Annotated in this window: 26 protein-coding genes; 17 read left to right on the forward strand and 9 right to left on the reverse strand. The window is 41.2% G+C overall.

Annotated features, from left to right (window positions below):
- Positions 1-187: 187 nt before the first annotated feature.
- Positions 188-3286 (reverse strand): carbamoyl-phosphate synthase large subunit, encoded by a 3099-nt coding sequence (gene carB, locus EKM61_RS03370; protein ID WP_068225611.1) that lies wholly within the window; start codon positions 3284-3286, stop codon positions 188-190.
- A complete protein-coding gene (locus tag EKM61_RS03375; RefSeq protein ID WP_068225610.1) occupies positions 3279-4352 on the reverse strand; it encodes a carbamoyl phosphate synthase small subunit in 1074 nt (357 codons plus the stop codon). The genes carB and EKM61_RS03375 overlap by 8 nt, the downstream gene beginning before the upstream one ends.
- Before the next feature lie 239 nt (positions 4353-4591).
- Here EKM61_RS03375 and argC point away from each other — a divergent pair, with 239 nt between their 5' ends.
- From argC to argF, 5 genes are all read left to right on the forward strand, one after another.
- Positions 4592-5620 carry an N-acetyl-gamma-glutamyl-phosphate reductase gene (gene argC, locus EKM61_RS03380; protein WP_068225609.1) on the forward strand — a complete coding sequence of 343 codons (1029 nt, stop codon included), beginning with the start codon at positions 4592-4594 and terminating at the stop codon, positions 5618-5620.
- 30 nt (positions 5621-5650) lie between these two features.
- Entirely contained in the window at positions 5651-6862 is a 1212-nt protein-coding gene (argJ, locus tag EKM61_RS03385) for a bifunctional glutamate N-acetyltransferase/amino-acid acetyltransferase ArgJ (RefSeq protein WP_068225608.1), read from the forward strand.
- Positions 6863-6883: 21 nt separating this feature from the next.
- Positions 6884-7630 (forward strand): acetylglutamate kinase, encoded by a 747-nt coding sequence (gene argB, locus EKM61_RS03390; RefSeq protein ID WP_068225607.1) that lies wholly within the window; start codon positions 6884-6886, stop codon positions 7628-7630.
- 143 nt (positions 7631-7773) lie between these two features.
- Positions 7774-8922 carry an acetylornithine transaminase gene (locus tag EKM61_RS03395; protein ID WP_068225606.1) on the forward strand — a complete coding sequence of 383 codons (1149 nt, stop codon included), beginning with the start codon at positions 7774-7776 and terminating at the stop codon, positions 8920-8922.
- 13 nt (positions 8923-8935) lie between these two features.
- On the forward strand, positions 8936-9964 hold the full coding sequence (gene argF, locus EKM61_RS03400; protein WP_068225605.1) for an ornithine carbamoyltransferase: 1029 nt from the start codon (positions 8936-8938) through the stop codon (positions 9962-9964).
- Positions 9965-10005: 41 nt separating this feature from the next.
- On the opposite strand, the gene EKM61_RS03405 is transcribed toward argF, so the two are convergent.
- From EKM61_RS03405 to EKM61_RS03425, 5 genes are all read right to left on the reverse strand, one after another.
- Positions 10006-10317, reverse strand: a complete 312-nt coding sequence (locus EKM61_RS03405) for a DUF960 domain-containing protein (RefSeq protein WP_068225604.1) — start codon at positions 10315-10317, stop codon at positions 10006-10008.
- A gap of 87 nt (positions 10318-10404) precedes the next feature.
- The gene (locus EKM61_RS03410; protein ID WP_068225603.1) at positions 10405-11280 is read right to left on the reverse strand and encodes a DUF4097 family beta strand repeat-containing protein; all 876 of its coding nucleotides are present in this window, start codon (positions 11278-11280) and stop codon (positions 10405-10407) included.
- Entirely contained in the window at positions 11277-11891 is a 615-nt protein-coding gene (locus EKM61_RS03415; RefSeq protein ID WP_068225602.1) for a DUF1700 domain-containing protein, read from the reverse strand. Before EKM61_RS03415 ends, EKM61_RS03410 begins: the two co-directional genes overlap by 4 nt.
- Positions 11884-12201, reverse strand: coding sequence for a PadR family transcriptional regulator (locus tag EKM61_RS03420; protein WP_068225601.1), 318 nt, complete (start codon positions 12199-12201; stop codon positions 11884-11886). Before EKM61_RS03420 ends, EKM61_RS03415 begins: the two co-directional genes overlap by 8 nt.
- A 990-nt stretch (positions 12202-13191) precedes the next feature.
- Positions 13192-14646, reverse strand: coding sequence for an aminotransferase-like domain-containing protein (locus tag EKM61_RS03425; RefSeq protein ID WP_068225600.1), 1455 nt, complete (start codon positions 14644-14646; stop codon positions 13192-13194).
- 229 nt (positions 14647-14875) lie between these two features.
- Here EKM61_RS03425 and EKM61_RS03430 point away from each other — a divergent pair, with 229 nt between their 5' ends.
- On the forward strand, positions 14876-15493 hold the full coding sequence (locus EKM61_RS03430; RefSeq protein WP_068225599.1) for a LysE/ArgO family amino acid transporter: 618 nt from the start codon (positions 14876-14878) through the stop codon (positions 15491-15493).
- A gap of 242 nt (positions 15494-15735) precedes the next feature.
- Here EKM61_RS03430 and EKM61_RS03435 read toward each other — a convergent pair whose 3' ends face one another.
- Complete coding sequence (locus EKM61_RS03435; RefSeq protein ID WP_068225598.1) at positions 15736-17241, reverse strand: multicopper oxidase family protein; 1506 nt, start codon at positions 17239-17241, stop codon at positions 15736-15738.
- A gap of 175 nt (positions 17242-17416) precedes the next feature.
- Here EKM61_RS03435 and EKM61_RS03440 point away from each other — a divergent pair, with 175 nt between their 5' ends.
- Positions 17417-17614 (forward strand): hypothetical protein, encoded by a 198-nt coding sequence (locus EKM61_RS03440; protein WP_068225597.1) that lies wholly within the window; start codon positions 17417-17419, stop codon positions 17612-17614.
- A gap of 188 nt (positions 17615-17802) precedes the next feature.
- Complete coding sequence (locus EKM61_RS03445) at positions 17803-18000, forward strand: hypothetical protein (RefSeq protein WP_068225596.1); 198 nt, start codon at positions 17803-17805, stop codon at positions 17998-18000.
- A gap of 65 nt (positions 18001-18065) precedes the next feature.
- On the opposite strand, the gene EKM61_RS03450 is transcribed toward EKM61_RS03445, so the two are convergent.
- A complete protein-coding gene (locus tag EKM61_RS03450) occupies positions 18066-18605 on the reverse strand; it encodes a dihydrofolate reductase family protein (RefSeq protein ID WP_068225595.1) in 540 nt (179 codons plus the stop codon).
- A 506-nt stretch (positions 18606-19111) separates the two neighbouring features.
- Here EKM61_RS03450 and EKM61_RS03455 point away from each other — a divergent pair.
- From EKM61_RS03455 to metG, 9 genes are all read left to right on the forward strand, one after another.
- Positions 19112-20074: a hypothetical protein gene (locus EKM61_RS03455; RefSeq protein WP_068225594.1), complete on the forward strand. Its 963-nt coding sequence runs from the start codon at positions 19112-19114 to the stop codon at positions 20072-20074.
- A 19-nt stretch (positions 20075-20093) separates the two neighbouring features.
- Positions 20094-20780: an NAD-dependent protein deacylase gene (locus EKM61_RS03460; RefSeq protein ID WP_068225593.1), complete on the forward strand. Its 687-nt coding sequence runs from the start codon at positions 20094-20096 to the stop codon at positions 20778-20780.
- Positions 20781-20888: 108 nt separating this feature from the next.
- Positions 20889-21164 carry a chorismate mutase gene (locus tag EKM61_RS03465; RefSeq protein ID WP_068225592.1) on the forward strand — a complete coding sequence of 92 codons (276 nt, stop codon included), beginning with the start codon at positions 20889-20891 and terminating at the stop codon, positions 21162-21164.
- Between the two features lie 452 nt (positions 21165-21616).
- Positions 21617-22099: an NUDIX hydrolase gene (locus EKM61_RS03470; protein WP_068225591.1), complete on the forward strand. Its 483-nt coding sequence runs from the start codon at positions 21617-21619 to the stop codon at positions 22097-22099.
- A gap of 262 nt (positions 22100-22361) precedes the next feature.
- On the forward strand, positions 22362-22838 hold the full coding sequence (locus EKM61_RS03475; RefSeq protein ID WP_068225590.1) for an Rrf2 family transcriptional regulator: 477 nt from the start codon (positions 22362-22364) through the stop codon (positions 22836-22838).
- Position 22839: 1 nt separating this feature from the next.
- On the forward strand, positions 22840-23157 hold the full coding sequence (locus EKM61_RS03480) for a hypothetical protein (RefSeq protein ID WP_068225589.1): 318 nt from the start codon (positions 22840-22842) through the stop codon (positions 23155-23157).
- 104 nt (positions 23158-23261) lie between these two features.
- Complete coding sequence (locus EKM61_RS03485; RefSeq protein WP_068225588.1) at positions 23262-24107, forward strand: DUF72 domain-containing protein; 846 nt, start codon at positions 23262-23264, stop codon at positions 24105-24107.
- A 20-nt stretch (positions 24108-24127) separates the two neighbouring features.
- A complete protein-coding gene (locus EKM61_RS03490) occupies positions 24128-24700 on the forward strand; it encodes a DNA-3-methyladenine glycosylase I (protein WP_068225587.1) in 573 nt (190 codons plus the stop codon).
- Between the two features lie 127 nt (positions 24701-24827).
- On the forward strand, positions 24828-26858 hold the full coding sequence (gene metG, locus EKM61_RS03495; protein WP_125636156.1) for a methionine--tRNA ligase: 2031 nt from the start codon (positions 24828-24830) through the stop codon (positions 26856-26858).
- Positions 26859-26938 lie beyond the last annotated feature (80 nt).

Consider the following 26938-nt stretch of genomic DNA (forward strand, 5'->3'; position numbering starts at 1 on the left):
CTTTTTTATTTTTCTGATTTTCAAAACAGACAAAAAACCGGTATTAGTTATTCACCAATACCAGAAAGTGTAGACCCTATAATTTATGTCGTACCCCCTACCTTTTTGGCTTGAAAACATTACTCTAGAACAGAACCTAAAACTGATCTTTGTCTCCCTTTTAAATAACGACCTAGTCAATTGTTAATTAGTGTTCAATTAAATTAGTTACGGCGGTTATCGTGTCTTTAGCGGTGAAAAGGGATAGGTTGTGACTTAACGCGTAATAAACCAGTGAATCCGTCGTAGTAGCATCGGCGTTGCAGGCACCAACAAAGGCGACATCCGCAGTTGTTAGTGAATCTAGTTTGGTAGGTGCAATTGTCTGCCAACCAGCTACTGGAAGTTGACTAACTAAAATTGGTGTCATTTCCTTGGCCAGTAGTTGTTTTTTTAGTCCGTAATCGGACTGAAAACTAGTATCTAGTAAAACAATCTTGGCCGTCGTGGCCGGTTTAAAATGATAGCTATCTAAAAGTGCCTTGGTTAACGCCTGCTGGTAGGTTTTACCTTGACCAATCGTTTCACCAGTTGATTTCATTTCTGGACTTAAGGTTGTTTTCATTGCTGGTAACTTCATAAACGAGAAAACTGGTGCTTTGACCGCCACTGTTTCGGGCGTTTTGCCTAAACCAGGTTGTAAATGTAAGTCGGTCAGTGTTTTACCAAGAATTAAGCTGGTTGCAATTTTAGCTAAATGTTGGTGGGTGACTTTACTCATGAATGGAACCGTCCGGCTGGCCCGGGGATTAACTTCAATGACGTAAAGTTGATCGGCAGCAATAAATTGAATGTTCATCATTCCGACACAGTGAACTTGCTCACCGATTTTAATGGCGGTGGCAACAATTGCCGCTTGTTGCGACGCGCTTAAACGTTGTGGGGGGTAAACGGCAATTGAATCGCCAGAATGAACGCCAGAACCCTCTAAATGCTCCATAATTCCCGGAATAAAAACTTGTTTACCGTCACTTAAAATATCGACTTCACACTCAATGCCCTTAACGTAATGGTCAATTAGAATTGGCTGCCCTGGAGCAACGGTCAGCGCCCGTTTTAAATAACCCGTTAAGGCCTGTTCATCTTGTACAATTGCCATTGCCCGGCCCCCAAGCACGAAACTGGGCCGAACCATTACGGGGTAGCCGATTTGTTGCGCAATTTTTTGGGCCGTCGCTAAGTCAGTCGCAGTTGCCCCGGCCGGCTGTTTGATCGCTAGCGATTGTAGTAGCTGTTCAAATTGTTTGCGATTTTCAGTTTGTTCAATTCCCTTTAATGATGTGCCAAGAATTTTTACACCGTTGCTAACGAGATCTTTCGTTAGATTAATGGCAGTTTGACCACCGAATTGAACAATAACACCAAGGGGCTGCTCCAGTTTAATGACGTTCATGACACTTTCTAGCGTTAATGGTTCAAAGTAAAGCTTGTCGGAAATGGAAAAATCGGTTGAAACGGTCTCTGGATTGTTATTGATGATAATCGCGTTATAGCCATTTTGTTGAATTGATTGGACACAGTGGACAGTTGTGTAATCAAATTCAATTCCTTGCCCAATTCTAATTGGACCAGATCCAATAACAAGAACACTATTTCCCAGGGGCTTACTTTCGTTTTCACTAGCAAAATAGGTGCTATAAAAATAGGGCGTCGTGCTGGCAAATTCACCGGCGCAAGTATCCACCATTTTATAAACAGGTTTTAAAGATTGTGTTGCCAGTGTTTGCTCAATGGTTGCAGTAGGTAAGCCACTGGCGGCCGCAAGCATTTGATTACTAAGACCAAATTGCTTAGCTTGCCCAATGGCAGTTGCCGTTGGTTTAAGTTTTAACGCTTGTTGAAGTTGGTAAATGTGGTCCAATTTTGTTAAAAAGAATAAATCAATTTGGGTTAAAGCATGAATTTCAGTGATTGCTAAACCAGCCTGCAGGGCGCTAAACAAGTAAAATAAACGGACATCAGTTGCGTGTTTTAGTTGTTGAACAAGTTCAGTGTGCGTTGGTCGTTTTTTTGGTTGCAGAGTAATTTGGTAATTAGAGTCAATTTCTAACGATTGAACGCATTTCAAAAGGGCCTCTTCAATTGTAATTCCAATCCCCATGACTTCGCCAGTGGCCTTCATTTGGGTGCCTAATGTACGTTCGGCATCGGGAAACTTATCGAAGGGAAAACGCGGAATTTTGGCGACTACGTAATCCAGGGCTGGTTCAAAGGCCGCAAAAGTTGTCTTAGTTACTGGATTTTGAATTTCACTCAAATTCAAACCAACGGCGATTTTGGCAGCAATTTTGGCAATTGGATAACCAGTTGCTTTTGAAGCCAGTGCTGACGAACGGCTGACTCGTGGGTTAACTTCGATAATGTAGTATTGGGCACTAGTTGGATCCTGCGCCAATTGAACATTGCAACCACCTTTGATATCTAAGGCATCAATAATTTGAAGGGAAGCCTTACGTAATGTTTGATATTCTTGATCAGTCAAGGTTTGCGAAGGTGCGAAAACGATTGAATCACCTGTGTGGATGCCAACGGGGTCCATGTTTTCCATATTACAAACCACTATTTTGTCGCCTAAATTATCGCGCATTACTTCATACTCGATTTCTTTGTAGCCGGCAATACTTTTTTCAACGAGACATTCATTAACTGGTGAAAGTGTTAAGCCGCGTTGCATTATTTTGGCCAATTCGGCTTGGTTATTAGCAATACCACCACCAGTGCCGCCTAAAGTGTAAGCCGGGCGAACAATGACTGGATAATGGATGCTGTTGGCAAAAGTAATGGCGGCCGCAATTGAATGAACAGTCAGGCTTTCCGGAACTGGTTGGTGAAGTTTTTGCATGAGTTCTTTAAAGGCTTTCCGGTCCTCTGCCTGCTTAATTGTTTTTAAACTGGTACCCAATAATTGAATTTGGTAGCGATCTAAAACGCCAGCATCATCTAGTTCAACGGCAAGATTGAGACCTGTTTGGCCACCTAAAGTTGGTAATAAGGCATCTGGTTTTTCTTTGGCCAAAATCTGGCTCACTGAATCTAGCGTTAATGGTTCAAGGTAGACCTTATCGGCAATTTCGTCATCGGTCATGATGGTTGCTGGATTGGAGTTAATCAAAACAACTTCATAACCTTCTTCCTTTAGGCTAAGGCAGGCTTGACTGCCAGCGTAGTCGAATTCTGCAGCCTGACCAATGATGATTGGCCCAGAGCCGATAACAACGATTTTATGAATTGTACGATTCTTAGGCATGCTGCAAAACTCCTTCCGTCATTAGTTGGTTGAATTGGTTAAAGAATGAATTGCCATCACTTGGACCTGGATTTGCTTCGGGATGGTACTGAACGGAAATGGCAGGCAGTGTTTCGTGTTTTAGTCCTTCAACGCTGCCATCGTTACCCTCAACTTGCGTCACTTGCAGTGGTGTAGTTGCCAATGAATCGGCAGCGACAGCGTAACCATGATTTTGACTCGTCATGATCGTTTTACCGGTTATTAAGTTTTTAACCGGATGATTAAGCCCGCGATGACCATAACTCAATTGATAGGTAGTTGCACCGTTGGCCAACGCAAATAATTGATGGCCTAGACAAATTCCGGCGAGGGGGTAATGCGTTTGTAGTTGTTGAATTAATGGTAGGCTATCTGCATAATCAGTGGGATTGGCAGGGCCATTAGAAAGTAAAATGCCGTCCGGGTTTAAATTGGCAATCGTTGTGAAATCACTAGCGTAAGGAACAACATCAACGGAGCATTCATGGGCCAGTAGATTGTCAATAATGGCCTGTTTTACGCCAAAATCGATTAACACAACGTGATGTTTTGCCAGATTAGTTGAATAATACTGTGTTTGGTAAGCTGGTTCTTTTTCTGTGAGCGTTTGTTGTGCCGCTTTAGCAAAGTTTGTGACGTGCGCCTGCTTGCTTAAAATTCCCGCCATTGTCCCGTGTTGCCGTAAATGTTTGGTTAAAGCCCGAGTATCAATACCACTGATACCCGGAATTTGTTGTGTCTTCAAAAAGTTATCCAAACTTTCTTGACTTGTATAATGGAAGCTTTGTTCGGCAAGTTGATGAACAATCACCGCCGTACAAGTAGCCTTTAATGATTGACTCCGATTTTGATCGATTCCGTAATTACCAATTAATGGATAAGTAAAAGTAATTAGTTGATTTGTATAGGATGGATCGGTAATTGCTTCTTGGTAGCCAGTCATTCCAGTATTAAAAACAACTTCGCCACTAACCTCTTTAGTTAAATCGCCGAATGCTTGTCCAGCAAATGTCGTGCCGTCTTCTAAAATGAGATATCGTTTCATAAAATTCATTACCTTTCATTTTATATTCATTTAAATTTAATTATCTTTGTTAACAGTAAACGGCATTTTTGATAAATAGTCAATACTTTATTCATTAAAAACGAAATAGTAACCATAAAATGACTGTTTTTTGAATAAAAATATAAAAGCATTGCATTTTAAGCGGAACTGGTATATTGTAATTGGCATACAGAAAAAATGATTAAATATTAATTTAAAGTCTTGGTGAGGTGACTTTTATGCACGTCGCGTTAGTTGGTGTCACGGGATACAGTGGCATGATTTTATATCAGTTATTGCAGCAACATCCAGAAGTAAATCAAGTTGATCTATACGGGCATAAGAATGCTAAGGCACAGTCGCTAGCTACAGCAGTACCCCAGTTTATTGGTAGTCAGGCGATGATTGAACCTTTTGCCGCTGAAAAAATTATGGCGGTTGATCAGGTTATCTTTTTTGCAACTTCAGCAGGGGTAACAACTGAACTTGCGAAAACATTTATTGCCGCCAATTTTCCGGTGATTGATCTTTCTGGTGATTATCGGTTACGAAGTCGTTCCTCCTTTAAGAAGTGGTATCACAAAGAGGCACCTGATCAGGCTGCACTACAGCGAGCCCATTATGGTTTGGCCGAATTTCATCAAGCTAGTGGCCAAACGTATATTGCCAATCCAGGGTGTTACGCCACGGCAACGTTGTTGGGGTTGGCACCATTAGTTCAACAAGGTTTAATTGAACCAGATTCAATTATTGCTGACGCTAAATCCGGCACTTCAGGGGCTGGGAAAAAATTAGCCGCTAACACACACTTCACGCAAACAAATGAGAACTTACAAGTGTATAAAGTTAACCAGCACCAGCACATTCCAGAAATTATGCAGCAACTACAAGAATGGAACTCACAAGTGCCGGCCATTCAATTTACAACTACCTTACTACCCATTACCCGCGGGATTATGAGCTCGATCTACGCCACAGTTAAACAAGGCGTGACTACGCAAGCTTTACAACACGCGTTTCAGGATACTTATCAGGAGCAACCTTTTGTTCGTGTCTTTACCGAACAGCTGCCAACTTTAAAACAAGTTATTGGTACAAATTTTTGTGACATTGGCATCGTTTTTAATCCCATTACGCAAAAAGTGTTTGTCGTCAGCGTGATTGATAATTTGCTGAAGGGTGCAGGCGGGCAAGCAATTCAGAATTTTAATCAACTATTTTCATTTCCAATAGCGAGTGGTTTACCGCAAACACCAATATTGCCCTAGCAGTTTTACTTAAGAGAGGATTGAAGCAAGATGCAAGAAATAAAAGAAGAAACTAAAATGAAGATTATTGATTTTACCTGGCCAGCAGGCTTTTATAGTGATGGCATTAACGCTGGATTACGACAAGTGAAAAATGATTTAGGCTGGTTGTACTCTAAAGTCCCAGCGCAAGCCGCAGGTGTTTATACCACTAATCAATTTCAGGCTGCTCCAACGAAACTGACCAAACAAACAATCAATGCCAAGCATGTCCTGCAAGCAATTGTCATGAATAGCGCTAACGCTAATTCATGTACAGGAGCCCAAGGCGAGGCGGACGCATTGGCGATGCAACAGTTAGCGGCCACCAAATTAGAACTTAAACCAGCTCTAGTAGGCGTTGCTTCTACGGGCCTAATTGGTAAAACATTGCCGATGAAATTGATTAAAGCAGGTATCAAACAGTTACAACTCACTAAAACAACGGCTGTTACCAACGCTATTTTAACGACGGATAAACAACCGAAGACTTGCAGTGTTCAATGTAAAATTGCCGGTAAGTTGGTTACAATCAGTGGCTTTGCAAAGGGATCCGGGATGATTCACCCAAAGATGGCAACCATGTTAGGCTTCGTGACCACGGATGCCGCAATTTCTGGGACTCAATTGCAAGAATTGCTTAGTCAACAAGTTGATGCGACCTTTAACCAAATTACGGTGGACGGTGACACGTCAACCAACGATATGGTGGTTGCGCTGGCAAATGGGTTAGCGGGTAATCAAGCGTTAGTACCAAATAGCCCAGATTATTCTAAATTTAAGGCTAATTTTAGTTACGTTTTAGGTGAATTGGCCAAAAAAATTGCGGCCGATGGTGAAGGGGCTTCAAAATTAGTTGAAGTGAACGTTCACGGTGCGGCTGATAAAGCGGACGGTCAAAAAGTGGCTAAGGCAATTGTCGGTTCTAATTTGGTCAAGGCCGCCATCTTTGGTGAGGACCCTAACTGGGGCCGCATTATGGGTGCAATTGGGCAGACGGACGCCAAATTAGATATTAGTAATGTCGCCATTCAAATGAATGGGCAGGCATTGGTAAAAGGCAGTATAGCAGTTGATTTTGATCCGACAGCGATGAAGCTTGCTTTGGCCAAACCAAAAATCATAATTGAAGTTGATCTACATAATGGTGTCGCGAGTGGCCAGGCCTGGGGTTGTGATTTGACTTATAATTACGTCAAAATTAATGCCAGCTACCATAATTAACGAATATCGGGGGAATTAGAAATGACGCAAACGATTGTCATTAAAGTTGGTGGAAACGCCATTAATGAACTTGATGCTAACTTTTTTAACCAGCTACGACAGTGGCGTGAAGCGGGTAAGCAAATCCTGATTGTCCATGGTGGTGGCCCAATTATTACGGAGTGGAGTAAGAAGTTGCACCTTTCAGTAAAAAAAATTAACGGTATCCGGGTGACTGATCAGGCCGTTTTAGCAGTGACCAAGGCCGTTTTGCTAGGTCTAATTCAACCACAATTATTAAGCAAATTAAGTGCTAATAACTTGCTGGCCATTGGTTTGAATGCCAGTGATCAGCACTTGTTGGTTGGTGAAACACTCAATCAATCACTATATGGTGAAGTTGGAAAAATTACCCAAGTTAATTTGCCATTATTACGGCAGTTATTACAGAAACAAATAGTTGTCTTGGCACCGTTAGCACAAACAAAGACCGGAGATTGGCTGAACGTAAACGCCGATCTTGCGGCCGCAGAGATTGCCAGTCAGCTAAACGCAACTAAATTAGTGTTGATGACGGACGTACCAGGAGTCATGACAAAGGGGCAAGTGATGTCCCATTTGAACTGGCCAAAGGCACAACAACTTTTGGGTAAACGGATCATTAAGACGGGGATGGCACCTAAAATCAAAGCAGCATTTCAGGCCTTAAATAAAGGGGTGGCGCAGGCCTTAATTACCGACGATCTAGCGCACGCCGGAACAACACTGACAACTGTTGCAACGGACTAATAGGCCTGTTTAGCGGTATAAAAATATTTAGGTGCCATGTTTCCAGTGCACGATTTTTGTGCTAGGAGAATGGACAACCTACGATAATAAGATTTTTGTGTAAGACACAAAAACACCCATAAGAATATTTAGGAGGTAATTCTATGCAGTACGTTTTTCCAACTTATAATCGCTTCCCGTTAGATATTGTCGCGGGTGAGGATTGGCATTTAACTGATGATAATAATAAAACCTATTTGGATTTTACAAGTGGGATTGGTGTTTGTAATTTTGGTTATAGCAACGAGTTGATTCAAAAAAGTGTGGCCCAGCAATTAACGAAGATTTGGCACACTTCTAATTTATATGAAAGTCACTTGCAAGATGAGGTGGCCCACCAATTAGTTGGAACTGAGGATCGGCTGGTCTTTTTTTGTAATTCGGGGACGGAGGCCAATGAGGCGGCGTTAAAGCTCGCGCGTAAATTCACTGGTAAAAGTGCCGTATTATCTTTTAACAATAGTTTTCACGGGCGGACATACGGGTCAATGTCATTGACCGGAAACCCAGCAATTCAAACTGGTTTTGCGCCGTTAGTACCCGGAATTTCTTTTGCAGACTACAATGATCCTGCAGCGATTGAACAGATTAAACCAGATTTGGCGGCAGTGATTTTAGAAGTTATTCAAGGTGAAGGTGGCGTTTACGCGGCCAAGGCTCAATGGTTAAAGGCGGTGGCCAAGGCCTGCCACGAACAACAAGTGTTATTGATTATTGACGAAGTGCAAACGGGTATCGGGCGAACTGGCAAACGTTTTGCCTACCAGTACTACGAACTAGACCCGGATATTGTGACCGTGGCTAAAGGATTAGGGAATGGCTTGCCAATTGGCGCAATGATTGGTAAATCTAATTTGGCGGTGGCGTTTGGACCGGGTAGTCACGGAACAACTTTTGGTGGTAATAAAATTGCCTTGGCGGCTGCTACGGCCGTTTTACAGCAACTAACACCTGAATTTTTAGCAGGTGTACAAACTAAAGCGACGCAGGTTTGGCAGACTTTACAAAATGAAATTCTAACTTTACCGGTAGTTACTAGTGTTACAGGTTTGGGCCTAATGATTGGGATTCATTTAGACGAAACTGTTGCCGTCGCTGATGTTATTGAAGAACTACAACAAAATGGTTTGCTGACACTTTCGGCGAAACATAATACTTTGCGTTTACTGCCACCATTAGTGATGGATTCTACAGATTTGATGTTCGGCCTACAAAAAATCAAACAAGTTTTAAGTTCTAAAACTCAAAAATAAAGGAAGATGTGCTATGAACCATTTTCAAAATAAAAGTTTTTTAAAAGAAATTGATTTCACGACCGCCGAGCTAAATTACTTGATTGATTTTGGCTGTCACTTAAAACAACTAAAAAAGCAGCACATCCCGCACCCTTATTTGCAGGGCAAGAGTATTGCGTTGTTGTTTGAGAAGACTTCCACGCGGACACGGTCGGCGTTCACTGTTGCGGCCACTGATTTAGGGGCGCACCCAGAATTTTTAGGAAAAAATGATATTCAATTTGGAAAAAAGGAATCCACGATTGATACGGCAAAAGTTTTGGGTAGCATGTTTGATGGGATTGAATACCGTGGTTTTGCACAAAAAACGGTTGAACAGTTGGCAACCTTTAGTGGGGTTCCCGTTTGGAATGGGCTAACTGATACTTGGCACCCAACGCAGATGATCGCTGATTTCATGACGTTAAAAGAACAATTTGGTCAATTAAAGGGGTTAACCTTGGCCTACGTGGGCGATGGGCGTAATAATATGGGCAACTCGTTATTAGTTACCGCAGCCAAACTAGGGGTTAACATCCGAATTGGTAGTCCCAAGGAATTACAACCAGACCAGAAAATTGTGGCGTTGGCTAAACAGGCCGCCGTTGATAGTGGGAGTGACATTACTTTGACGACTGATCCTGAGGCTGCAGTTAATGGTGCCGATGCGATTTACACTGACGTTTGGATTTCAATGGGTGAAAAAATTGATGTTGCCGCACGGGTCAAGGCACTGTTACCTTACCAAGTTAATGCCAAATTGTTGGCCGCAACGGGTAAAAAAACAACGATTTTATTACACTGCTTGCCGGCCTACCACGACGATCAAACAGAAGTTGGAAAATCGTTAGAAGAGCAGTTTAACGTCTCGGCGTTAGAAATTACGGATGATGTCTTTAACGGCCCACAATCATTAGTTTTTCAAGAGGCCGAAAACCGTTTACACGCGATTAAGTCAATCATGGCCGCTACTTTAGGCAATCTATTTATTCCGGACACATTATTTAATTCGGCAAATTAAAAATGCTAGTCAACAGGTTTTTACCTTGCGACTAGCATTTTTTAGTTGTTATTGGCTTCATCCGGTAATAGAATCGTTTGATTTTCACCATCATCGTAGGCCAGCAGTAAATCGGGATAACCAGGATCGGACGGAAAGTCAGTGTCAAAGCTTGCTACCACGTCATTGTCTTGAATGTAATCGTAACTAATCGTGCCGTTATGATTGGTTAACTGAAAAGCAAGCGTTTGACCAAGTGGAAAAATACCCTGCAGATTATTATCGATAATCGACCAAACCTGATCAATTAATTCACCAGGAATCTGGGCGATAACACCGTAAGTTGCAAAACGATTCCGATTATTTTCAAACATTGGCTATACCTTCTTTTTTGTGAATTACACTGACTACAGTATAACGTATTTGGCCTAAAAAATCGTGGAGTTAACTTCACGATTTTTTTAACGAATAACTTTCACGATTCCATTTTTTGTTTCTAGATTAAGGGTGTCCCCCGTATTTTGATTTTTAACCAGTGATTCTTTGAAGGATTTACCGAAAAAGTCATTATATTTAGAATTACTACTGTGAATAACGTAACCAGTGGTCGGAGTGGCCTGCACGCCAATACTGCCATTATTGGTGTGTAAATTAATTTGGCCGTGAATTTTATTGTGGCGAAGGTGGATGTCACCGGAAGTACTAGCTAGGCTAGTTTTTGTCAGCTGGCTTTTGACAATGGTGATTTCACCACTTTCAGTTATCACATGACTATTTTTTAGCCGAACTGTGTTAAACCGGATTGCACCATTACGTGAATGTAGTTGACTTGATTGCTTAGCTTTAACAGATTTCATGGCCAGGCTTCCGTTATTCGTTGTTGCACTTAAGTTTTTGCTGGTTTGATCTTTAACGTAGATATTACCGCTAGTAGTGGATAATTTAAGGTGGTTTAATTCACCTTTAGGTAACGTTAGAATGACCTCAACTGGCTTATCATTTGCGTCAAAATTTAACTTGGCCTTAGCTACCGGTGTTCTTTTTACCCGGACGGTTAAATGGCCATCTTTAACTGTGACCTGTGGTTGGCCAGTTTTTATGGTTCTTGTGGTAAGTTGGCGGCGGTTACCCGCTTTTACGGTAATAGCGGCATCTTTGGTATTAATCAGAACGTTATTAATTTTGGGCAATGATCTAGTTTTAGTCGTTTTTTCAATGATTCTAAAACCATGAGCATAGTAACCAACGTTTTTGTGGGCGCCAAAAAGAAGGCCAAGCACAATTAAAATGGTACCAGTGAGTAAGAGCAGCGCACTCCATTTAAAAAGTCGTTTCATTTAGCTGCCACCTTTCTTTGTGAATGCTGGCGGATTTTTTGGTATAAGAATTTGGTGAGGGTGGCGCCAGCCTGAAGTAAGACTTTAAGAATGAGGTAGCCGAGAAGGCTAATCAAAATAGTGGCACCTAAGGCTGCCAGACCGACACCAATATAAAAAATACCCGTAACGAAAGAGCTGAATAAAACACTCGCGCCGGCGATAATACTGAAAACACTAACAACGCCGGCCGCTAGTGTCAGTACTAAAAGAAGGACACAGCAAAGTAAGAACATCAAGATTCCTAACGCAAAGAAAAGTGCTATGGCCAATGCTAAAGGAATTGCAATGGGGGAAGCCATGACAGCTAGTAAGATCAACCAAATTAAGTGTGCATTATGTTTGGGTGTTGTTACCGTTGGTTCTTCTTCAGTAGCGCGAATTGAGTAATCGGCCAAAGTCTTACGAGCAAGTCGCTTTGGAGAACCAAGTTTTGCTGTGATTTCTTCGGTAGTCGTCAGTTCAGCATCTTCAATATACTCGGTATAAAAATCGATTACATCGGCACATTCATCTGCCTTTAACGGCGTCAATTGTTGTTTTAGTTGTTCTAAGTAAGTCTCTTTATCCATGGTTATCTCCTTTCAACAACCAGTCAATATTATGTTTGTAACTTTCCCAGTCGTTACGGATTACCCCTAACTGTTTAGTTCCTGCCTTGGTTAAGCGGTAATACCGGCGGTTACGACCTTTAAATGACTCATCATAAGTTTCCAACCAACTTTCCTTATGCAGCCGGCGTAGTACTGGATAAAGGGTGGATTCAGAGATTGGGATTGTTTGCTGAATTCGTTGCGTGATTGCGTAGCCGTAATAATCTTTTTCAGCAAGCAACGCCAACACGCAGCCATCAAGTAATTCCGTGCTAACTTGAATTTTCATAGCTATTCTCCTAACTATATTATACGTCGTATAGTATTAATTTAAATATAGTATAGGTAACCACTGGTGTAGCGGTCAAGCGTTTTTCGGGATTGGGACTAAAAATCAGTCGTAAGTAGTAGTTCTCAGGCACGCTTAAACTAAATCGAACAGGTAAATACTAAAAAAGCCTTTTTCAAAACTCGATGGGGTGTAGCGTTCATATTTAAATTGAATTATATCGCTATTAAAGATAATGCTTATGCCGCTTGGTTACTGAATTGCACGTGGTCAGATTTGGTTAGGTTCCATTCCGGCGCTGGTGTATGGAACGCGTGGCGCGTTAACAAGCTAATTTTCTTTCCGATTAAACCCATTCGGAAAAGAAAATGGATCTTGTCAATCACGCAAGGTACTAAATGACCACAATTCGGTCATCAAGTACCTTCGACACAGCTGATACGCCAGCGCCTCCATTTCACCTTGGCAGTGGTTGAGTTCTGATTATTGGCTAATTTAACCGTTTAGTTAGTGCCATTGAGTAGGAATCACAGCCTTAATGCTGCGCAACTTATCGGTGATCCTAATTGGCTATCAACACTGACAAAGGTAGTTTTTCCTACTTACTGGCCATACAAACTGGGACAGTAGCTGTCAGAGAAACAAATAACGCTTAAATGCTCCACTGTGGCCAGATTTCATTTTGGTGCGCGAGGGTCAGCTGTGTCGATAATTATTAATGGCGATCTGGGCCATTTAGAGCCATGTTTCAGCTTGGCGCTTTATGCCTTAGTTGAATGGCCATCGTCCGTAGCATCTAAGATTTTCGTTTCGAAAATCGTCCACTATTGCGAAGTAGAATCATGTGGGCTTGGCGAGATCCATTTTTACTCCGGCTTGCCTTTATCTGGTAAAAGTTGGCTCGCCAACCCGCCCTCGCGCATCGGAATGGGATCTAATCTATTCTGTCTCGTTCCAGTTAAGTTTTGGCGTGTTGCTACGACGCACTAGTCAGTCCGTGGTCTCCAGCTGTTGTTTAATCAACTGTTGAAGTTGACAAATTGTTTTTCGGAAAATTATGGGCTCGGTATAAGCAAAGGATAGGCGAATCATTTGGGTTGCTTGATTGCCGTAAACTTTGCCGGGATTAAACAGAATCTCACTGCCAATGGCCTGATGAAATAATTGATTAACGGAAATTTCTGCGTTAAGTTGTAGCCAAATATAAAAACCACCAGTTGGTTTTCGCCAAGTTGCGTAAGGGGTTAAGTAATCCTGTAGGGCAGTTAGAGCCAGCAGGCAACGCTGCTTCAATTGTTCGCGAATATCATTCAAATAAGTGGGAAAGGCCGAACTTTGCAGAACCTTGGTTAGTGTCAATTGAGCTAATGAACTAGCACCACCGTAATCAGTTTGCATTTTAACGTCACTCAAACGGCGAATAATAGCTTGTGGTCCTACAATCCAACCGAGGCGTAAGCCAGGTGCTAAAAATTTTGAGGCGGTCCCTAAATAAAGAACGGTTTGGTGTGTATCAAGACTTTTTAACGGTAATGGCGGTCGTTTAGCAAACCAAAGATCTTGGTACGCGGAGTCCTCAATGATTGGCAAGTGGCGTTTGGCCGCAAAGGTAAGTAGGTCTTGGCGGCGTTTAAGCGACATGACGAGTCCAGTTGGATTTTGGTAACTTGGAATAGTGTAGAGAAGTTGTTGTGCGTTGGATTGGGGAATTTGCCAAAAAGCAACGCCTTCATTATCAAACGGTAGGCCGACCAAGTGACTTTTAACCGATTGAAAAACTTCTAATGAATTCAAATAGCTAACCTTTTCGGTAAAAATAGTTGCACCATGGGTTAATAGACCAACTGAGATTAGTTGTAGTGCTTGTAAAGAGCCAGAAGTAATTAGGATATTTTCTGGATTGACCTTAATTTGCCACTGTTTTAAATATTCGGCAAGTGCCACCCGTAGCTCGTATAGGCCTTCTGGCGGTAGGTAATTGAGACTGTTAAGCTCAGTTGTCACGTCCGTCAGGGCCTGGCGCATTAATTTTTTTGGAAACAGACTAGGGGCTAGCTCGCCAGTACTTAATCTAGTGAAATCAGTTGTTTCTAGCTGATTAATCGTTTGGATCGTCGGTTGATTGGGAACAAATTGACCCGAAGAGGTGTAATTATGCCAGTTGAGTGCTGGCCGGGACATTAATAGTGACCAAGTGTTGCTACTTATTTTGGTTCCGCCGCCAGTCGTTGCACTGATAACACCGTAAGAATGCAGTATGGCGGTTGCACTTGCTAGGGTACTGCGGTTTACGTTAAATTGTTGCGCCAAGCGACGTTGATTAGGTAATTGATCACCTACGACCCAATTACCTGTTGTAATTTGTTTTAAAAAATAATCGGTTATTTGCTGATAAAGGGGTGCTTTTTTAGTTGGATCAGGTTGCCAATTGATTGTTAATTTCATTTTAGGACCTTCATTTTAAATTTGGTTGGATAAATTATTTAATTTGGCTGGGTAATTCTCATTGAAAATAACTTAAACTCAGATTTGTGTCAAACACCTAGGAAGTGTTTTTCCAAACAGGTTTACACCAAATTGGTCAAGAAAATACGAATAAAAATATTTTTCAAACATGGCCTAGGAAACGTTTGGCATAATTTAAAGTAATTTAGTTTGGTGGGATAATTTTAGAATGACTTATTTACAAGGATTATTATTTGGTGTGGCCTACATTGCACCAATTGGAATGCAGAATCTGTTCGTGATTAATACGGCCTTAACCCAACCGCGCGGGCGTGCCTTTCGAGTTGCGTTAATTGTGACTTTCTTTGACGTCACGCTTGCATTGGCCTGCTTTTTTGGCATCGGTCAATTATTGACCATGTTTCATTGGTTAAAGGCGGCCATCTTGTTAGTGGGCGGCCTAATCGTTATTTATATTGGCCTGACTTTATTAAAGGCGCGGGATGTCACCGTAACTACAGCAACAACTGAGCCAACGTTTAGTTATTGGCGGGCAACAGGGACGGCCTTTGCAGTAGCTTGGCTGAATCCACAAGCCCTAATTGACGGCACAATGTTATTAGGGGCCTTTCGTGCGTCGTTGCCAGGTGCCAAGGGGAACTTTTTTATTGGCGGCGTAATGACTGCATCGTTGATTTGGTTCACTAGTCTAACCGGCCTAATCATAATCTTTAGAACACATTTAAAAACGTCCTTTTTGTTGTTGCTAAACCGAATTTGTGGCGTGATCATTATTGGTTACGGTCTAAAATTATTAGTTAATTTTTGGCAAAGTTACGTCCATTAAGAAAAAACTAAAGTTTATTTGAAGGATAGGCTGAACCAACAGTGGTGCAAATTATTTGTAAAAAAATAATTCTTAATTAAAAATAGTGCAAAAAAATAAGCCAGAAGTATAGTAACTTCCAAATCAAGCACAATTACTGAATAATTTACCGATCTAAACTATTTTGGTGATTGTGGTTGGTTTTGAAGTTAAATATCTTTTGACTTATTTTTTGTAGATCTTGAAACAAGTTCAGTTAATGCTTACATGCCAGGCATCCATAGATCCTTACGATCAACACCGCGCTCTTTAGCAAAGGCGTTCATTAAAGTGTTCATATCCATTAAATGATATTGACGGGGGTGCTTCGGATCATAAGATTCAATTTGGGCCATCATACCGCCATCTTCGTGTTCAATAATGTGGCAATGGTACATGTAAACGCCGGTTAAATCGAAACGAACTTTAATTCGGACAGTTTCCTTTGGGTTAACCCCAACAGTATCTTTTAGCCCATGTTCGTTTGGATAAGGTTCGTGACCATTGCGCGAAACAATTGTGAACTGCGTACCGTGAACGTGGAAGGGATGAACCATGCCATCTTTTGTACTATTAGTATTGGTGATGTCCCAGTATTGGGCGGTACCAACTTCTTGACGCGCATCAATTCGTGACATATCAAATTTCTTGCCGTTTAAGGCAACTTCTTCATCCATACCATCCATCGTAATTTTACGAATTGGTGTATCCGGACTTGGATCAGGGTCGTCAATCGTCACTAAGTGGTCTGGTAATTTGGTATTATCAGGCTTGAAATCATGAATCTTAAATTTAACCAGGGGAACGTCATCTGTGTAGAGTGTGACCTCATCGCCGGGCTTATATTTACCAAAGTCAACGATAACTTCTGCGCGCTCGGCACAAGTTAACATTAGTTTGGTGAGGTAAACTGGTTCAGGTAAGACACCACCATCCGAAGCAATTTGGGTAAATTCAAGGTCATCGCTGAAATGCAAGCGCCATTCACGGCGATTAGCACCATCTAAGAAACGGAGACGTAACCGCTGAGTTGTTACGTCAAAATATGGATTAACAGTGCCATTGATCAAGGCAGTTGGACCTTGAACGCCATCTGGATCGTAGTCAGCCTTGTAATCCCACTGATTATTTTCGTGGAAACGACGGTCTTGTAAAATTAACGGAATATCGTCAACACCATAATTTCGTGGGAAAGGTAGCTTGGCTTCAACATCGTCCTTAATAATGACGCCAGTCGCTAGTCCGTGCCAAACTTGGACTGCAGTTGATGGACAGGGGTGAGCATGAAGCCATGATAATGAGGCGGGCTGTTCAAGCGTGAAATCAATTTGGTTAGTTTCACCAGGGTAAACTGGAGCGTGACAACCGCCATCAGTAATGGGTCCAGAAACATCTAAGCCGTGCCAATGGAAAGTTGTTAATTCAGGAAGTTCATTTTTTAAATTAATGTGAATGTGTTTGCCACGTTGAAAAACGATGGTTTGACCTAATAACGGTGCGTTGTAACCCCAGGTCTTAGTCTTGGCACCGGGAACGAGCTGTGATTCGCCGGTTTGGGCAATAACGGTGTAGTACGTATCCGTTGCAGTTTCTTTATCAGGTTTTAAGAGTGGTGGAACTGCTAGCGGTTTTTCCGGAGCATCATAAACCTCTAGCGGAATATAACCACCATCGTGCGTATTAAAAGCAGGTTCATCAAAGAAGTAGTCAGTATAAACTTTAGTTGCCATTTTAACTTCCACACCTTTCTTAATATCAACCACATTATAACGCAAGAAAAAAGAAAGCGATTGCCTATTTTTGCTGGTCGGACCATTACCCAACTTATTACTGGTTAATGAATCCGCCCTAAGCCCTAAGACAGACCGCTTGAGGCTTGATAGGCTAATTATGGAGGCGAATAAAATGTGGTTACAACAATTTTGGCACCGACGTTCTTACTATAGTAAAAATATGTTGGTTGCAATCTTATTATTTTTAATAATGAATACATATACTGTTTCGTTAGTACTGATTACGCTGATTGTTATTGTGGGAACGCTGTTTTTCAGTTACTTACAACGACTGACGCTATTTTTACGCGGCGACTATGGTAGTTTCTAACAAGTGATTGGAAAACGGTTAGAAGTAAACTCTTTAGGTCTTAATCTAATTAGGATTCAGACTAAATTCATTTTGTGTGCCCTTGCAGACACTTACTAGTCATCTAGTGATAAAGCGCGTATACTTAATTAAGAAAGCGCTGTCTCTAAAAACAAAGATCTGTGTTTTTTAAAGAAGGGGTGATTGTAATGCGACGTATTATTAATTACTGTCAATTGCATTTTTGGGTGAGTATCATGTTACTTTGTGTCCTTTGGGTTAGTTCCTTTTCACTAGCGTCATATTGGCTGGGAACCGGGCACATTATTATTCATAATTTTGTTTTTCTAACTTTGATTTTGGTTTGTGCGCTACTTGAAAAATTCGATCGGATTAAAACGAAGTGAAATAAAAATAGGGGGAACCGCTAAAACAATTATTTGTTTTAGTGGTCTCCCTATTTTATTTGGCGCTATTGTGGTTCGATTTGATAAGTTAGCTGAACTAATTGACCAATTTTTTGTGCTTTTTGAAGTGCCAGTGGAACATCTTTTAAATTTGTGTTAAGTAACGGAATTCCCTTTCCTAGCAAAACTGGTGCAATTGTAATAACCAATTTATCGATTAGATGCACTTTAAGTAACTGAGAAAAGAGATCAGCACCACCAACTAACCAAATGTCCTGGCCCAATTCATTTTTCAATTGTCGGACAAATTGGGTAACGTTACCCGCTACAACCGTTGCTCGGTCTTCAGTATCATGAAGCGTTGTTGAAAAAACGTAATTTTGTTTATCACTGTAAGGGTAACTGCCAGCCAAGTTATTTGCTTGTAAATAGGTTTTGCGGCCCATGATGACTGTATCAATTGTACTGTAAAAGCTTTGGTAAGAGCTGTCTGCTTCAGTTGTATCTAATTGTTGTAACCAAGCCATGTCGCCATCTTCTTCGGCAATGTAACCATCAAGACTTTGAATCAAATATAAAACAACATTTCGGTTCTGTTCAGACATATGATCACCCCGTTTATTTAGGATCAGGGTAGTGCACCCCAATTCATTGAATCAATTATATCACGAAAGCGCTTTAAAAAGTGTGACTTAATAGTTAAACTAGGGAGTGTTTGGAAAAGTGCCAGATTCTACTCCGCAATTACGATTGGTCATTTGTAAAGACCGCAAATAATTGTTGGCGCTACGAATGTTGTCTATTCTTGCGGCAATGAGTTAAGAAACACAGTTATACAAAGTCTGGAACTGCGCGCGACTTAATTTGTCGCGAACACAAGACATAAAGCGCCAAATTGAAACACAGTAAGCACAGGAGCCTGCCTTTTCAAACACGTTTACACCAAATTAGCCAGAAAAATACTAATAAAGGTATTTTTCTGGCTAATCTAATATAAAGGTATTTATTTGTTGGCATCGTGCAGAGGTAGTCTCAAGACACTCCCAGTTCACAATCACTAAAAGCTTTGCTATGATGAAGGAGATAAACTACGATAACGAAGGAGTCAGTTATGACAGAAGATCAGTTTTCACAGCCAGTTTTAGATTTATTAGCAGAAGTTCGCCAACGCTTTACTGGTGAGGTTAAAGTTCGAGTAAGTGATGAAAGTAGTGGCTATTTACGGCATGATCAAGCCCAACAGGTTTTAAATCCAGATGGCAGTTTAGCTATCTTAGTTAACGATGCGACCGATGTTGATTACACCGTCTCACATGAGCTATTACATTTATTGATGGTGATGCAGGGTTATCCGCAGATTTATTTTAACTTAACAACTAACGATGAGGCACTAGACCAACAATTAATGGCAACGGCAACTGATTTATATAATGCCGTTTGTCACGTTGTTGTTGTCAGTGAACAGCATAAACATGGTCTACTGACGGATACGGTTAAGCGCCAATACTTAAAGGGAATCCTCGATGTCGTCACGCCTGAGGATCCTAAAAAAGCGGATCGCTTGTTAGTTTTCCGAGCAGTTAGTTTGTTAGATGCGCTAGTCTTTTATCAAGGAGAGACTGAGTTTTTTGACGATCTATTTACGCAACGCTATACCGTGGCGTACGCTGCTGCCAAACAACTATACCAAGTGGTTAGTGCTAAACCAATTACGTCACCATTTGCGTTACGACGGACAGTGGTTAACTTATTTCGGGCCTTTGATCAGTGGTTGGAAAGCGCTGGTTTGCCAGTAGCACACCACGATCAATTTACAACCTTGGCCGGTGTCTTTTCAGATCGACAGTCAAGGCTGGAAGTGCGGCAAGTCTTTGACGTTTTTCATTCTGAATTGACTACCAAGGGTTCAAACGAACGTGCTTACATCGGTTTAGGCAAAAACGATCAACAAAATACGTTTGTGGTAACACCACCTAAGAATGAAAAGGATAGTGCCGCCTACTTCAAAGAACTTTACGCACTATCGGTTCAAGAATTAATGGAAAAAATTAATATGGCTTTTACGTTGCGTTAAAAATTTAGGGGGCTTTTTTATGTTTGATTTAAAGCAAGCAATAACAAAGGCGCACTACGTCACTTTTTTAACTGGAGCAGGCGTTTCAGTGCCTTCAGGAATCCCGGATTACCGGTCAAAGAATGGCTTATACGCGAATCAGCAAAATCCGGAGTACTTATTAAGTCACGATAATTTAGTTGATCATCCCGCCGATTTTTATAAATTTGTAAAGGACAATATGTACTATCCTGCTGCTAAACCGAATATTATTCACGAAAAAATGGCGGCCATTAGCAATGCCAAGGGTATGATTGTTACGCAAAATGTTGACGGGTTGCACACTGCAGCTGGTGCTGAGCACGTGGTGGAATTTCATGGCAATTTGTACCAAGTCGATTGTCAGCGGTGTCACCAGACCGTTCCTTATCAAGAATATTTGCAGGATTATCACCATAAAAGTGATGGCGGTATTTTGCGGCCAAAAATTGTTTTATATGGCGAAGGATTAAATGAGCAGGCAGTCAGTACGGCAATTGATGCTGTCGCTAAAGCCGATTTAATTATTATTTGTGGAACGTCATTTCGGGTAGCACCGTTTTCGATGTTGACAAATTATGCCCGACCTAATGCGGAAATTGTGGCTGTTAATGAAGAAAAGCTTGATTTGCCGTTTAAGTTCACAATGGTGCAGGCCAATGCTACTGACGTTTTCGCCAAGCTATAGCGGCACGGACTTGTGTTGAAAATGAAAATTCAGTAAAATAAAATTTAAAATAACGAATGGAAAGTGGCTTCCGGCTGCTTTTTTTATTAAGAAGAGGGGGTCATCGATATGTTAGAAGAAGAACGCAAACAGATTGATGAAATTGATCGGCAGTTAACGGCCTTATTTGAGCAACGTCTAGCCGTTTCAAAGAAAATTGCTACGGTTAAACATCAGCAGAAAATGTCACTAACCAATCCCACGCGCGAGACCGAAGTTATTCAGGCGCAAACTAAGAACTTAAGTGACCAGACGCTGGCACCGTATTTAACCGACTGGTACCGGAGCACCATGTTGCTGTCTAAGCAATATCAGGCTAATGTGATTAAAAAATTACGGCAGTAAAGACTAGAGAGTGTTTGAAAAAGCGGTTAGATTCTGAGGATTAGCCTAAACAGACGAATTATCTGTGCAACAGATGATTTGGCTGTTGTAGCTAACCGCAGGAATCTGCTTTTTCAAACACGTTTCCACCAAATTAGTCAGGTGAATACTAGTAGAAACTATTTCCAAACATGGCCTAAACAGCCGAATTATCTGTACAACAGATGATTTGGCTGTTGTAGCTACTATTCCGCAACTGAGAATTATTAGCTAAGTACGCTAATAATTTTGATGCTTCATCCGTTGTCCATTCAACTATGGCGAAAAGCGCCAAGTTGAAACATGGCAACCGCAGAAAGCTGCTTTTTCAAACACGGTGATACGAAATTAGTCAAGTAAATACTGGTAAAAGTATTTCCAAAACACGATTAGGCAGTGCAATATGCTAGAATAATCCCAGTGGAGGCAATAAGATGACCTACAAATATACCTTAGCGATTGTTCACGCACAAGAACAAATTTTGGTGATCAATCGGTTGAAAAAGCCGTATCCAGGGCAGTGGAATGGTGTAGGCGGTAAGGTTGAACCACACGAAACCGCAGATGTGGCAATGCAGCGTGAAATACAAGAAGAAACACAATTTCGGCCGAACGATTATCAACTAACGTTGGCCGGAATTCTTGATTGGCATATTGATGGCCGTTACATTGATAGTATTTACGTTTACGTGGCTGCACTGACTAAGGCTGCACCACAAAAATACCCACAAATGACGCGTGAAGGAATTTTGAATTTCTTTTCATTAGATTGGTTAACCCAATCTGCCAATTTAGGAGTTGTAGCTGATTTTCAACAGATATTGCGGCCAGCACTTTCTGGGAAAAAGCAGCGTTATAATACGAACTTTATTGACGAACGATTAGTTGACTTTAAAGTGACACCATTGATAATGTAACTAGGCGGAAGGGCCGCCTAAGAGAAACTTAGTTTGACTATAACGTTCAGAAAAGCAAACAGAAAGTTGCAATCTAGGTTGTGTTTAGAAAACACTTTTTACTATTGTTTTTTGGCCAATTTAGTGTAAGCGTATTTAAAAAACAGCTTTCCTAGTGTTTTTCTAAATGTCCCTTAAATTATAGATTGCGCAATTTTATCAATTGCAAAGTAGCGTTTTGATGGAGGACACTTGCTAAAGAATTGGGAGGTGTAAATTAAAAATGAGATTAGATTTTTCTGTTGCCGTTCATAGCTTACTTTATTTGGAACAAAAACAACCGGCCGTTATTTCAAGTCGTGAGTTGGCCGTTTCCATGACGACTAACCCGGTAATGATTCGAAATATTCTATCGGTTTTACATAAGCAACATTATATTCGCGGTGTTGTTGGGAAAAACGGTGGTTATCAACTCGACCGGACACTTGCGGAGATTAACGTTGGAGAGCTCTACGATTTAACGATTCCGCCAACAATTAGTTACGCTCGTTTTACGACTGGAAATACGGAGGCCAGTGGTGCGGGCAGTGATATTAGCCGTAATATTGAGGCCACGTTGACGGATTTATTTACACTTGCTGACACGGGTTACCGTGCTTTTTACCATCAATTTACGATGGCCGATTTAAAGCAGGATATTGCTCAACACGGTTATTTTAAACAAATTGCGCGGTTGCCTTATCAAGGAGGCACGGAGTAAAGTGGTGCACGAGGATCTATTACTGGCGCTTCAGTTATTGATGATTCGGATGCGGCGGACCAAACGATTACAGTATTTTGTTGGTATCATTACAGTGTACGTCGTGCTTAAAATCTTCTTTCAGGCTACCCCAACGTTATTTGCCGTTTCTTTTACGCGCACGCGGGCATCCTTGGTCGCTTTTTTAACGGTGATTATTATGATTGCCCTGAATAGAATACGCCGTAATTATCGTGTTAGCGGTCAACAACTAATCTCGATGTTGGGACCACTGAATCAGCAAGAAGCTGCAATTGTCCAACAATTCAAACGTTGTTAAAATCGTAGGATGAGGATTAAAATAGTAAAATGAGTAATTGGAGCTTGGGGATTTTCCAGACTCTTTTTTTGTAAAGTATGATTTTGGAATTGGAGGATGTTGCCGTGATTACGATTGGTTTAACAACGTGGACGGAACACGGCAGCTTAATGGGCGCCGATCAGTCACGTAAGTTAACGTTACCAGAGTATAGTGAATTTCTACCCTGTGTTGAACTAGATACGCCATTTTACGGAATTCCGCGACAAAGTTCTTTTGCTAAATGGGCGCAAGAGACGCCGGAACAGTTTCAATTTATTGTTAAGGCCAATCAGGTTATGACGCGCCATCGTGATTATCAAGAGACTGGGGCACCAAGTGTTGAAGCCGTATTTCAGCAATTTAAGGACAATAGCCAACCACTTGTTGAAGCCGGAAAGCTCAAGACGATCTTGCTACAATTTCCACCGTACTTTGGGGTTTCTAGAGAAAATATTTTGTATTTGCAACAGGTTCGCCAGTTTTTACCTGATCTGCCGTTAGCCGTTGAATTTCGGAATAAGACTTGGTATGAAGAAATTTATTTAAAACGAACTTTAAATTTATTAAGGCAGTTTGCGTATAGTCACGTTATTGTGGATGAACCACAAACGCCGGCGGGTAGTGTTCCGTACTATCCAGTGGCAACTAATGACGATTTAGCAGTTTTTCGGTTGCACGGTCGCAATTTTAGTGGCTGGGCAAATCAGGATCGTAATTGGCGTAGTCAGCGAACACTTTATCGCTACCGTGAAAGTGAATTACAAGCGCTGGTGCCAGATATTCAGCGTTTGGCGGCCACAACCAAGGAAATTTGTGTTATTTTTAATAATAATTCTGGTGGCGATGCCGCAGGTAACGCCTTAACCTTGAAAAAACTATTAGGGCTAGAGTTTACAGGCCTCAATCCCCAGCAAATTGATTTATTTTAGATTAAAAAAGGAGAATGAGCATGACGATTCAACGTTGCACTTGGGCAGAAGCTGATCCTTTGTTGCAGGCTTATCATGATCAAGAGTGGTGTCGACCAACCCATAATGACCGAACACTGTTTGAATTACTTTGTATGGAAACGTACCAGGCTGGTTTAAGTTGGTTAATTGTATTACGGAAGCGAGTGGCCTTTCATCAGTATTTTCATGACTATGATCCGCAGGTTGTTGCTCAAATGTCGGTAGCAGAAATTGATTCGGCCATGCTTGATCCAGCAATTATTCGTAATCGCCGTAAGCTAGAAGCAACAGTAATCAATGCTCAATCTTTTTTAACAATCCAAAGGCAACAGGGCAGCTTTGCTAATTATCTTTGGCAATTTGTTGCCAACCAGCCAATTGAGCATCAGATTACTGATGCAAGGGAATTACCGGCTAAAAATGAATTATCCCAGCAAATTGCTAAAGACTTGAAGCAACGTGGTTTTAAATTTATGGGCCCGGTAACAACTTACTCATTTATTCAGGCTGCTGGGCTGATTAACGATCATGTTATGAATTGCGCCTTTCGGCAGGTAACACCACGAAGATAGCGTGATGACGCAGAGTCTTTTATGGTATACTTTTGAAAAGGCCCTAACGTTTAAAACGGCGGGTTAGTATGGCTTGCGCTCATTTGTGCACAACGCTCATTAAACTGAATTAAGGGAGTTAGATTATATGGCAACAACAGAAAAGAAACCAACATTTTATATCACATCACCAATTTATTATCCATCCGGACGGCTGCATATTGGTAATTCATACACAACGATTGCGTGTGATGTTTTGGCACGTTATAAGCGATTACAGGGGTATGATGTCTTTTATTTAACCGGCACAGATGAACATGGTCTAAAAATTGAACAAAAAGCAGAGGAAATGAATATTAGTCCCCAGGAATACGTTGACAGCATGGCGGCCGACGTTAAAAAGTTGTGGAAATTACTAGAAATTTCTAATGATAAATTTATCCGAACAACCGATGACTACCACGTTAAGGCCGTTCAAAATATTGTTGAACAGTTGATTAAGCAAGGTGATGTTTATCTAGGTGAGTACGTGGGCTGGTATTCGGTTTCTGATGAAGAATACTTCACAGAATCACAGTTGGCCGAGGTTTACCGGGATGCTGCTGGTAAGGTTATTGGTGGTAAAGCACCAAGTGGCCATGAAGTTCAGCTAGTTAAAGAAGAGTCTTATTTCTTCAAAATGAGCAAGTACGCTGATCGGTTAGTTAAGTATTACGATGAGCATCCTGATTTTATTCAACCAGTTTCACGTAAAAAGGAAATGTTGAAGAACTTTATCGAACCGGGGCTGGAAGACTTGGCAATGTCACGGACAACTTTTAATTGGGGAGTGCCAATCAAGAGTAACGATAAGCACGTGGTTTATGTTTGGGTCGACGCCTTATTAAACTATATAACGGCTTTAGGTTACGGGACCCCTGATGATCACTTGTTTAAGAAGTATTGGCCGGCTGACGTTCAATTAGTTGGTAAAGAAATTGTTCGTTTTCACACAATTTATTGGCCCATTATTTTAATGGCCCTTGGTTTACCGTTACCAAAGAAAATCTTTGGCCATGGTTGGTTGATGATGAAGGACGGTAAAATGTCTAAATCTAAGGGTAACGTTGTTTATCCAGAAATGTTAGTTGAACGTTATGGGCTTGATGCTTTGCGTTATTATTTGATGCGAGCAATTCCGTTTGGCAATGATGGTGTTTTCACGCCGGAAGATTTTGTTGCGCGGATTAATTATGATTTGGCCAATGATTTAGGTAATTTACTTAACCGTACGATTGCTATGATCAACAAGTATGATGATGGTCAAGTTCCGGCTTGGGTGGATAACGGGACTGATTTTGATGCCGATCTGACTAAGACTGCTAATGAAGTGTTGCAGAAATACGATGACAACATGACTGCGCTGCATTTTTCGGATGCCTTAGATGAAGTCTGGCGTTTAATTAGTCGGGCTAATAAATATATTGATGAAACAGAGCCGTGGAAATTAGCTAAGGATCCAACCCAGAAACCTGCCTTAGATAGTATTCTTGTTCATTTGGCGGAAACTTTACGGATAGTTGCTTTGCTATTGCAACCGGTTATGACGCATGCACCAAAGGAAATGTTCCAGCAATTAGGCTTAGATTTTGCCGATGATACAGCGAAAAAGTTAGTTTACGGCAATTTCCCAGCAAACACTAAGGTTGTTGCTAAGGGAACACCGATTTTCCCACGATTGGATATGGACGCTGAAGTTGCCTATATTCAAGAACAGATGAAAAAGACGGTTGGTACCAACAAAAAAGATCGTTCAGTAGCAAAGACCGCCAATTGGGATCCCGCAACAACGGAATTGAATCTAACCAAGAGCAAGATCAAAATTGATGATTTTGATAAAAATGAACTTAAAGTTGCGGTAATTAAGCAAGTCCAAAAAGTTGAAGGCGCCGATAAATTATTACAATTTCGCTTGGACGCTGGGGATAATCAAGATCGGCAAATTTTATCAGGAATTGCCGAATACTATCCTGACTTTGAAAAGCTCGTAGGTAAGCACGTAATAATCGTTGCTAATTTGAAACCACGTAAAATGCGCGGTCAGCTGAGCCAAGGCATGTTACTTTCGGCTGAGCATGAAGGTAAGGTTCAATTAATAACGATTAGCGAGTCGATTCCCGCCGGTGCATTAATTAGTTAATTAGGAAGAATAGCAGCTATTTTGAAGAGTGATCAGTAAACTGGATTTGGTTGTGGAATAGAATTTGCAGAACCACGTCA

Origin of the sequence: Loigolactobacillus backii (assembly GCF_003946275.1) — a bacterium.
Taxonomy (GTDB): domain Bacteria; phylum Bacillota; class Bacilli; order Lactobacillales; family Lactobacillaceae; genus Loigolactobacillus; species Loigolactobacillus backii.

Coding starts and splice junctions, on each gene's coding strand:
- carB (WP_068225611.1), bottom strand. CDS start 3,286: ATGCCTAAGAATCGTACAATTCATAAAATCGTTGTTATCGGCTCTGGG.
- EKM61_RS03375 (WP_068225610.1), bottom strand. CDS start 4,352: ATGAAACGATATCTCATTTTAGAAGACGGCACGACATTTGCTGGACAA.
- argC (WP_068225609.1), top strand. CDS start 4,592: ATGCACGTCGCGTTAGTTGGTGTCACGGGATACAGTGGCATGATTTTA.
- argJ (WP_068225608.1), top strand. CDS start 5,651: ATGCAAGAAATAAAAGAAGAAACTAAAATGAAGATTATTGATTTTACC.
- argB (WP_068225607.1), top strand. CDS start 6,884: ATGACGCAAACGATTGTCATTAAAGTTGGTGGAAACGCCATTAATGAA.
- EKM61_RS03395 (WP_068225606.1), top strand. CDS start 7,774: ATGCAGTACGTTTTTCCAACTTATAATCGCTTCCCGTTAGATATTGTC.
- argF (WP_068225605.1), top strand. CDS start 8,936: ATGAACCATTTTCAAAATAAAAGTTTTTTAAAAGAAATTGATTTCACG.
- EKM61_RS03405 (WP_068225604.1), bottom strand. CDS start 10,317: ATGTTTGAAAATAATCGGAATCGTTTTGCAACTTACGGTGTTATCGCC.
- EKM61_RS03410 (WP_068225603.1), bottom strand. CDS start 11,280: ATGAAACGACTTTTTAAATGGAGTGCGCTGCTCTTACTCACTGGTACC.
- EKM61_RS03415 (WP_068225602.1), bottom strand. CDS start 11,891: ATGGATAAAGAGACTTACTTAGAACAACTAAAACAACAATTGACGCCG.
- EKM61_RS03420 (WP_068225601.1), bottom strand. CDS start 12,201: ATGAAAATTCAAGTTAGCACGGAATTACTTGATGGCTGCGTGTTGGCG.
- EKM61_RS03425 (WP_068225600.1), bottom strand. CDS start 14,646: ATGAAATTAACAATCAATTGGCAACCTGATCCAACTAAAAAAGCACCC.
- EKM61_RS03430 (WP_068225599.1), top strand. CDS start 14,876: ATGACTTATTTACAAGGATTATTATTTGGTGTGGCCTACATTGCACCA.
- EKM61_RS03435 (WP_068225598.1), bottom strand. CDS start 17,241: ATGGCAACTAAAGTTTATACTGACTACTTCTTTGATGAACCTGCTTTT.
- EKM61_RS03440 (WP_068225597.1), top strand. CDS start 17,417: ATGTGGTTACAACAATTTTGGCACCGACGTTCTTACTATAGTAAAAAT.
- EKM61_RS03445 (WP_068225596.1), top strand. CDS start 17,803: ATGCGACGTATTATTAATTACTGTCAATTGCATTTTTGGGTGAGTATC.
- EKM61_RS03450 (WP_068225595.1), bottom strand. CDS start 18,605: ATGTCTGAACAGAACCGAAATGTTGTTTTATATTTGATTCAAAGTCTT.
- EKM61_RS03455 (WP_068225594.1), top strand. CDS start 19,112: ATGACAGAAGATCAGTTTTCACAGCCAGTTTTAGATTTATTAGCAGAA.
- EKM61_RS03460 (WP_068225593.1), top strand. CDS start 20,094: ATGTTTGATTTAAAGCAAGCAATAACAAAGGCGCACTACGTCACTTTT.
- EKM61_RS03465 (WP_068225592.1), top strand. CDS start 20,889: ATGTTAGAAGAAGAACGCAAACAGATTGATGAAATTGATCGGCAGTTA.
- EKM61_RS03470 (WP_068225591.1), top strand. CDS start 21,617: ATGACCTACAAATATACCTTAGCGATTGTTCACGCACAAGAACAAATT.
- EKM61_RS03475 (WP_068225590.1), top strand. CDS start 22,362: ATGAGATTAGATTTTTCTGTTGCCGTTCATAGCTTACTTTATTTGGAA.
- EKM61_RS03490 (WP_068225587.1), top strand. CDS start 24,128: ATGACGATTCAACGTTGCACTTGGGCAGAAGCTGATCCTTTGTTGCAG.
- metG (WP_125636156.1), top strand. CDS start 24,828: ATGGCAACAACAGAAAAGAAACCAACATTTTATATCACATCACCAATT.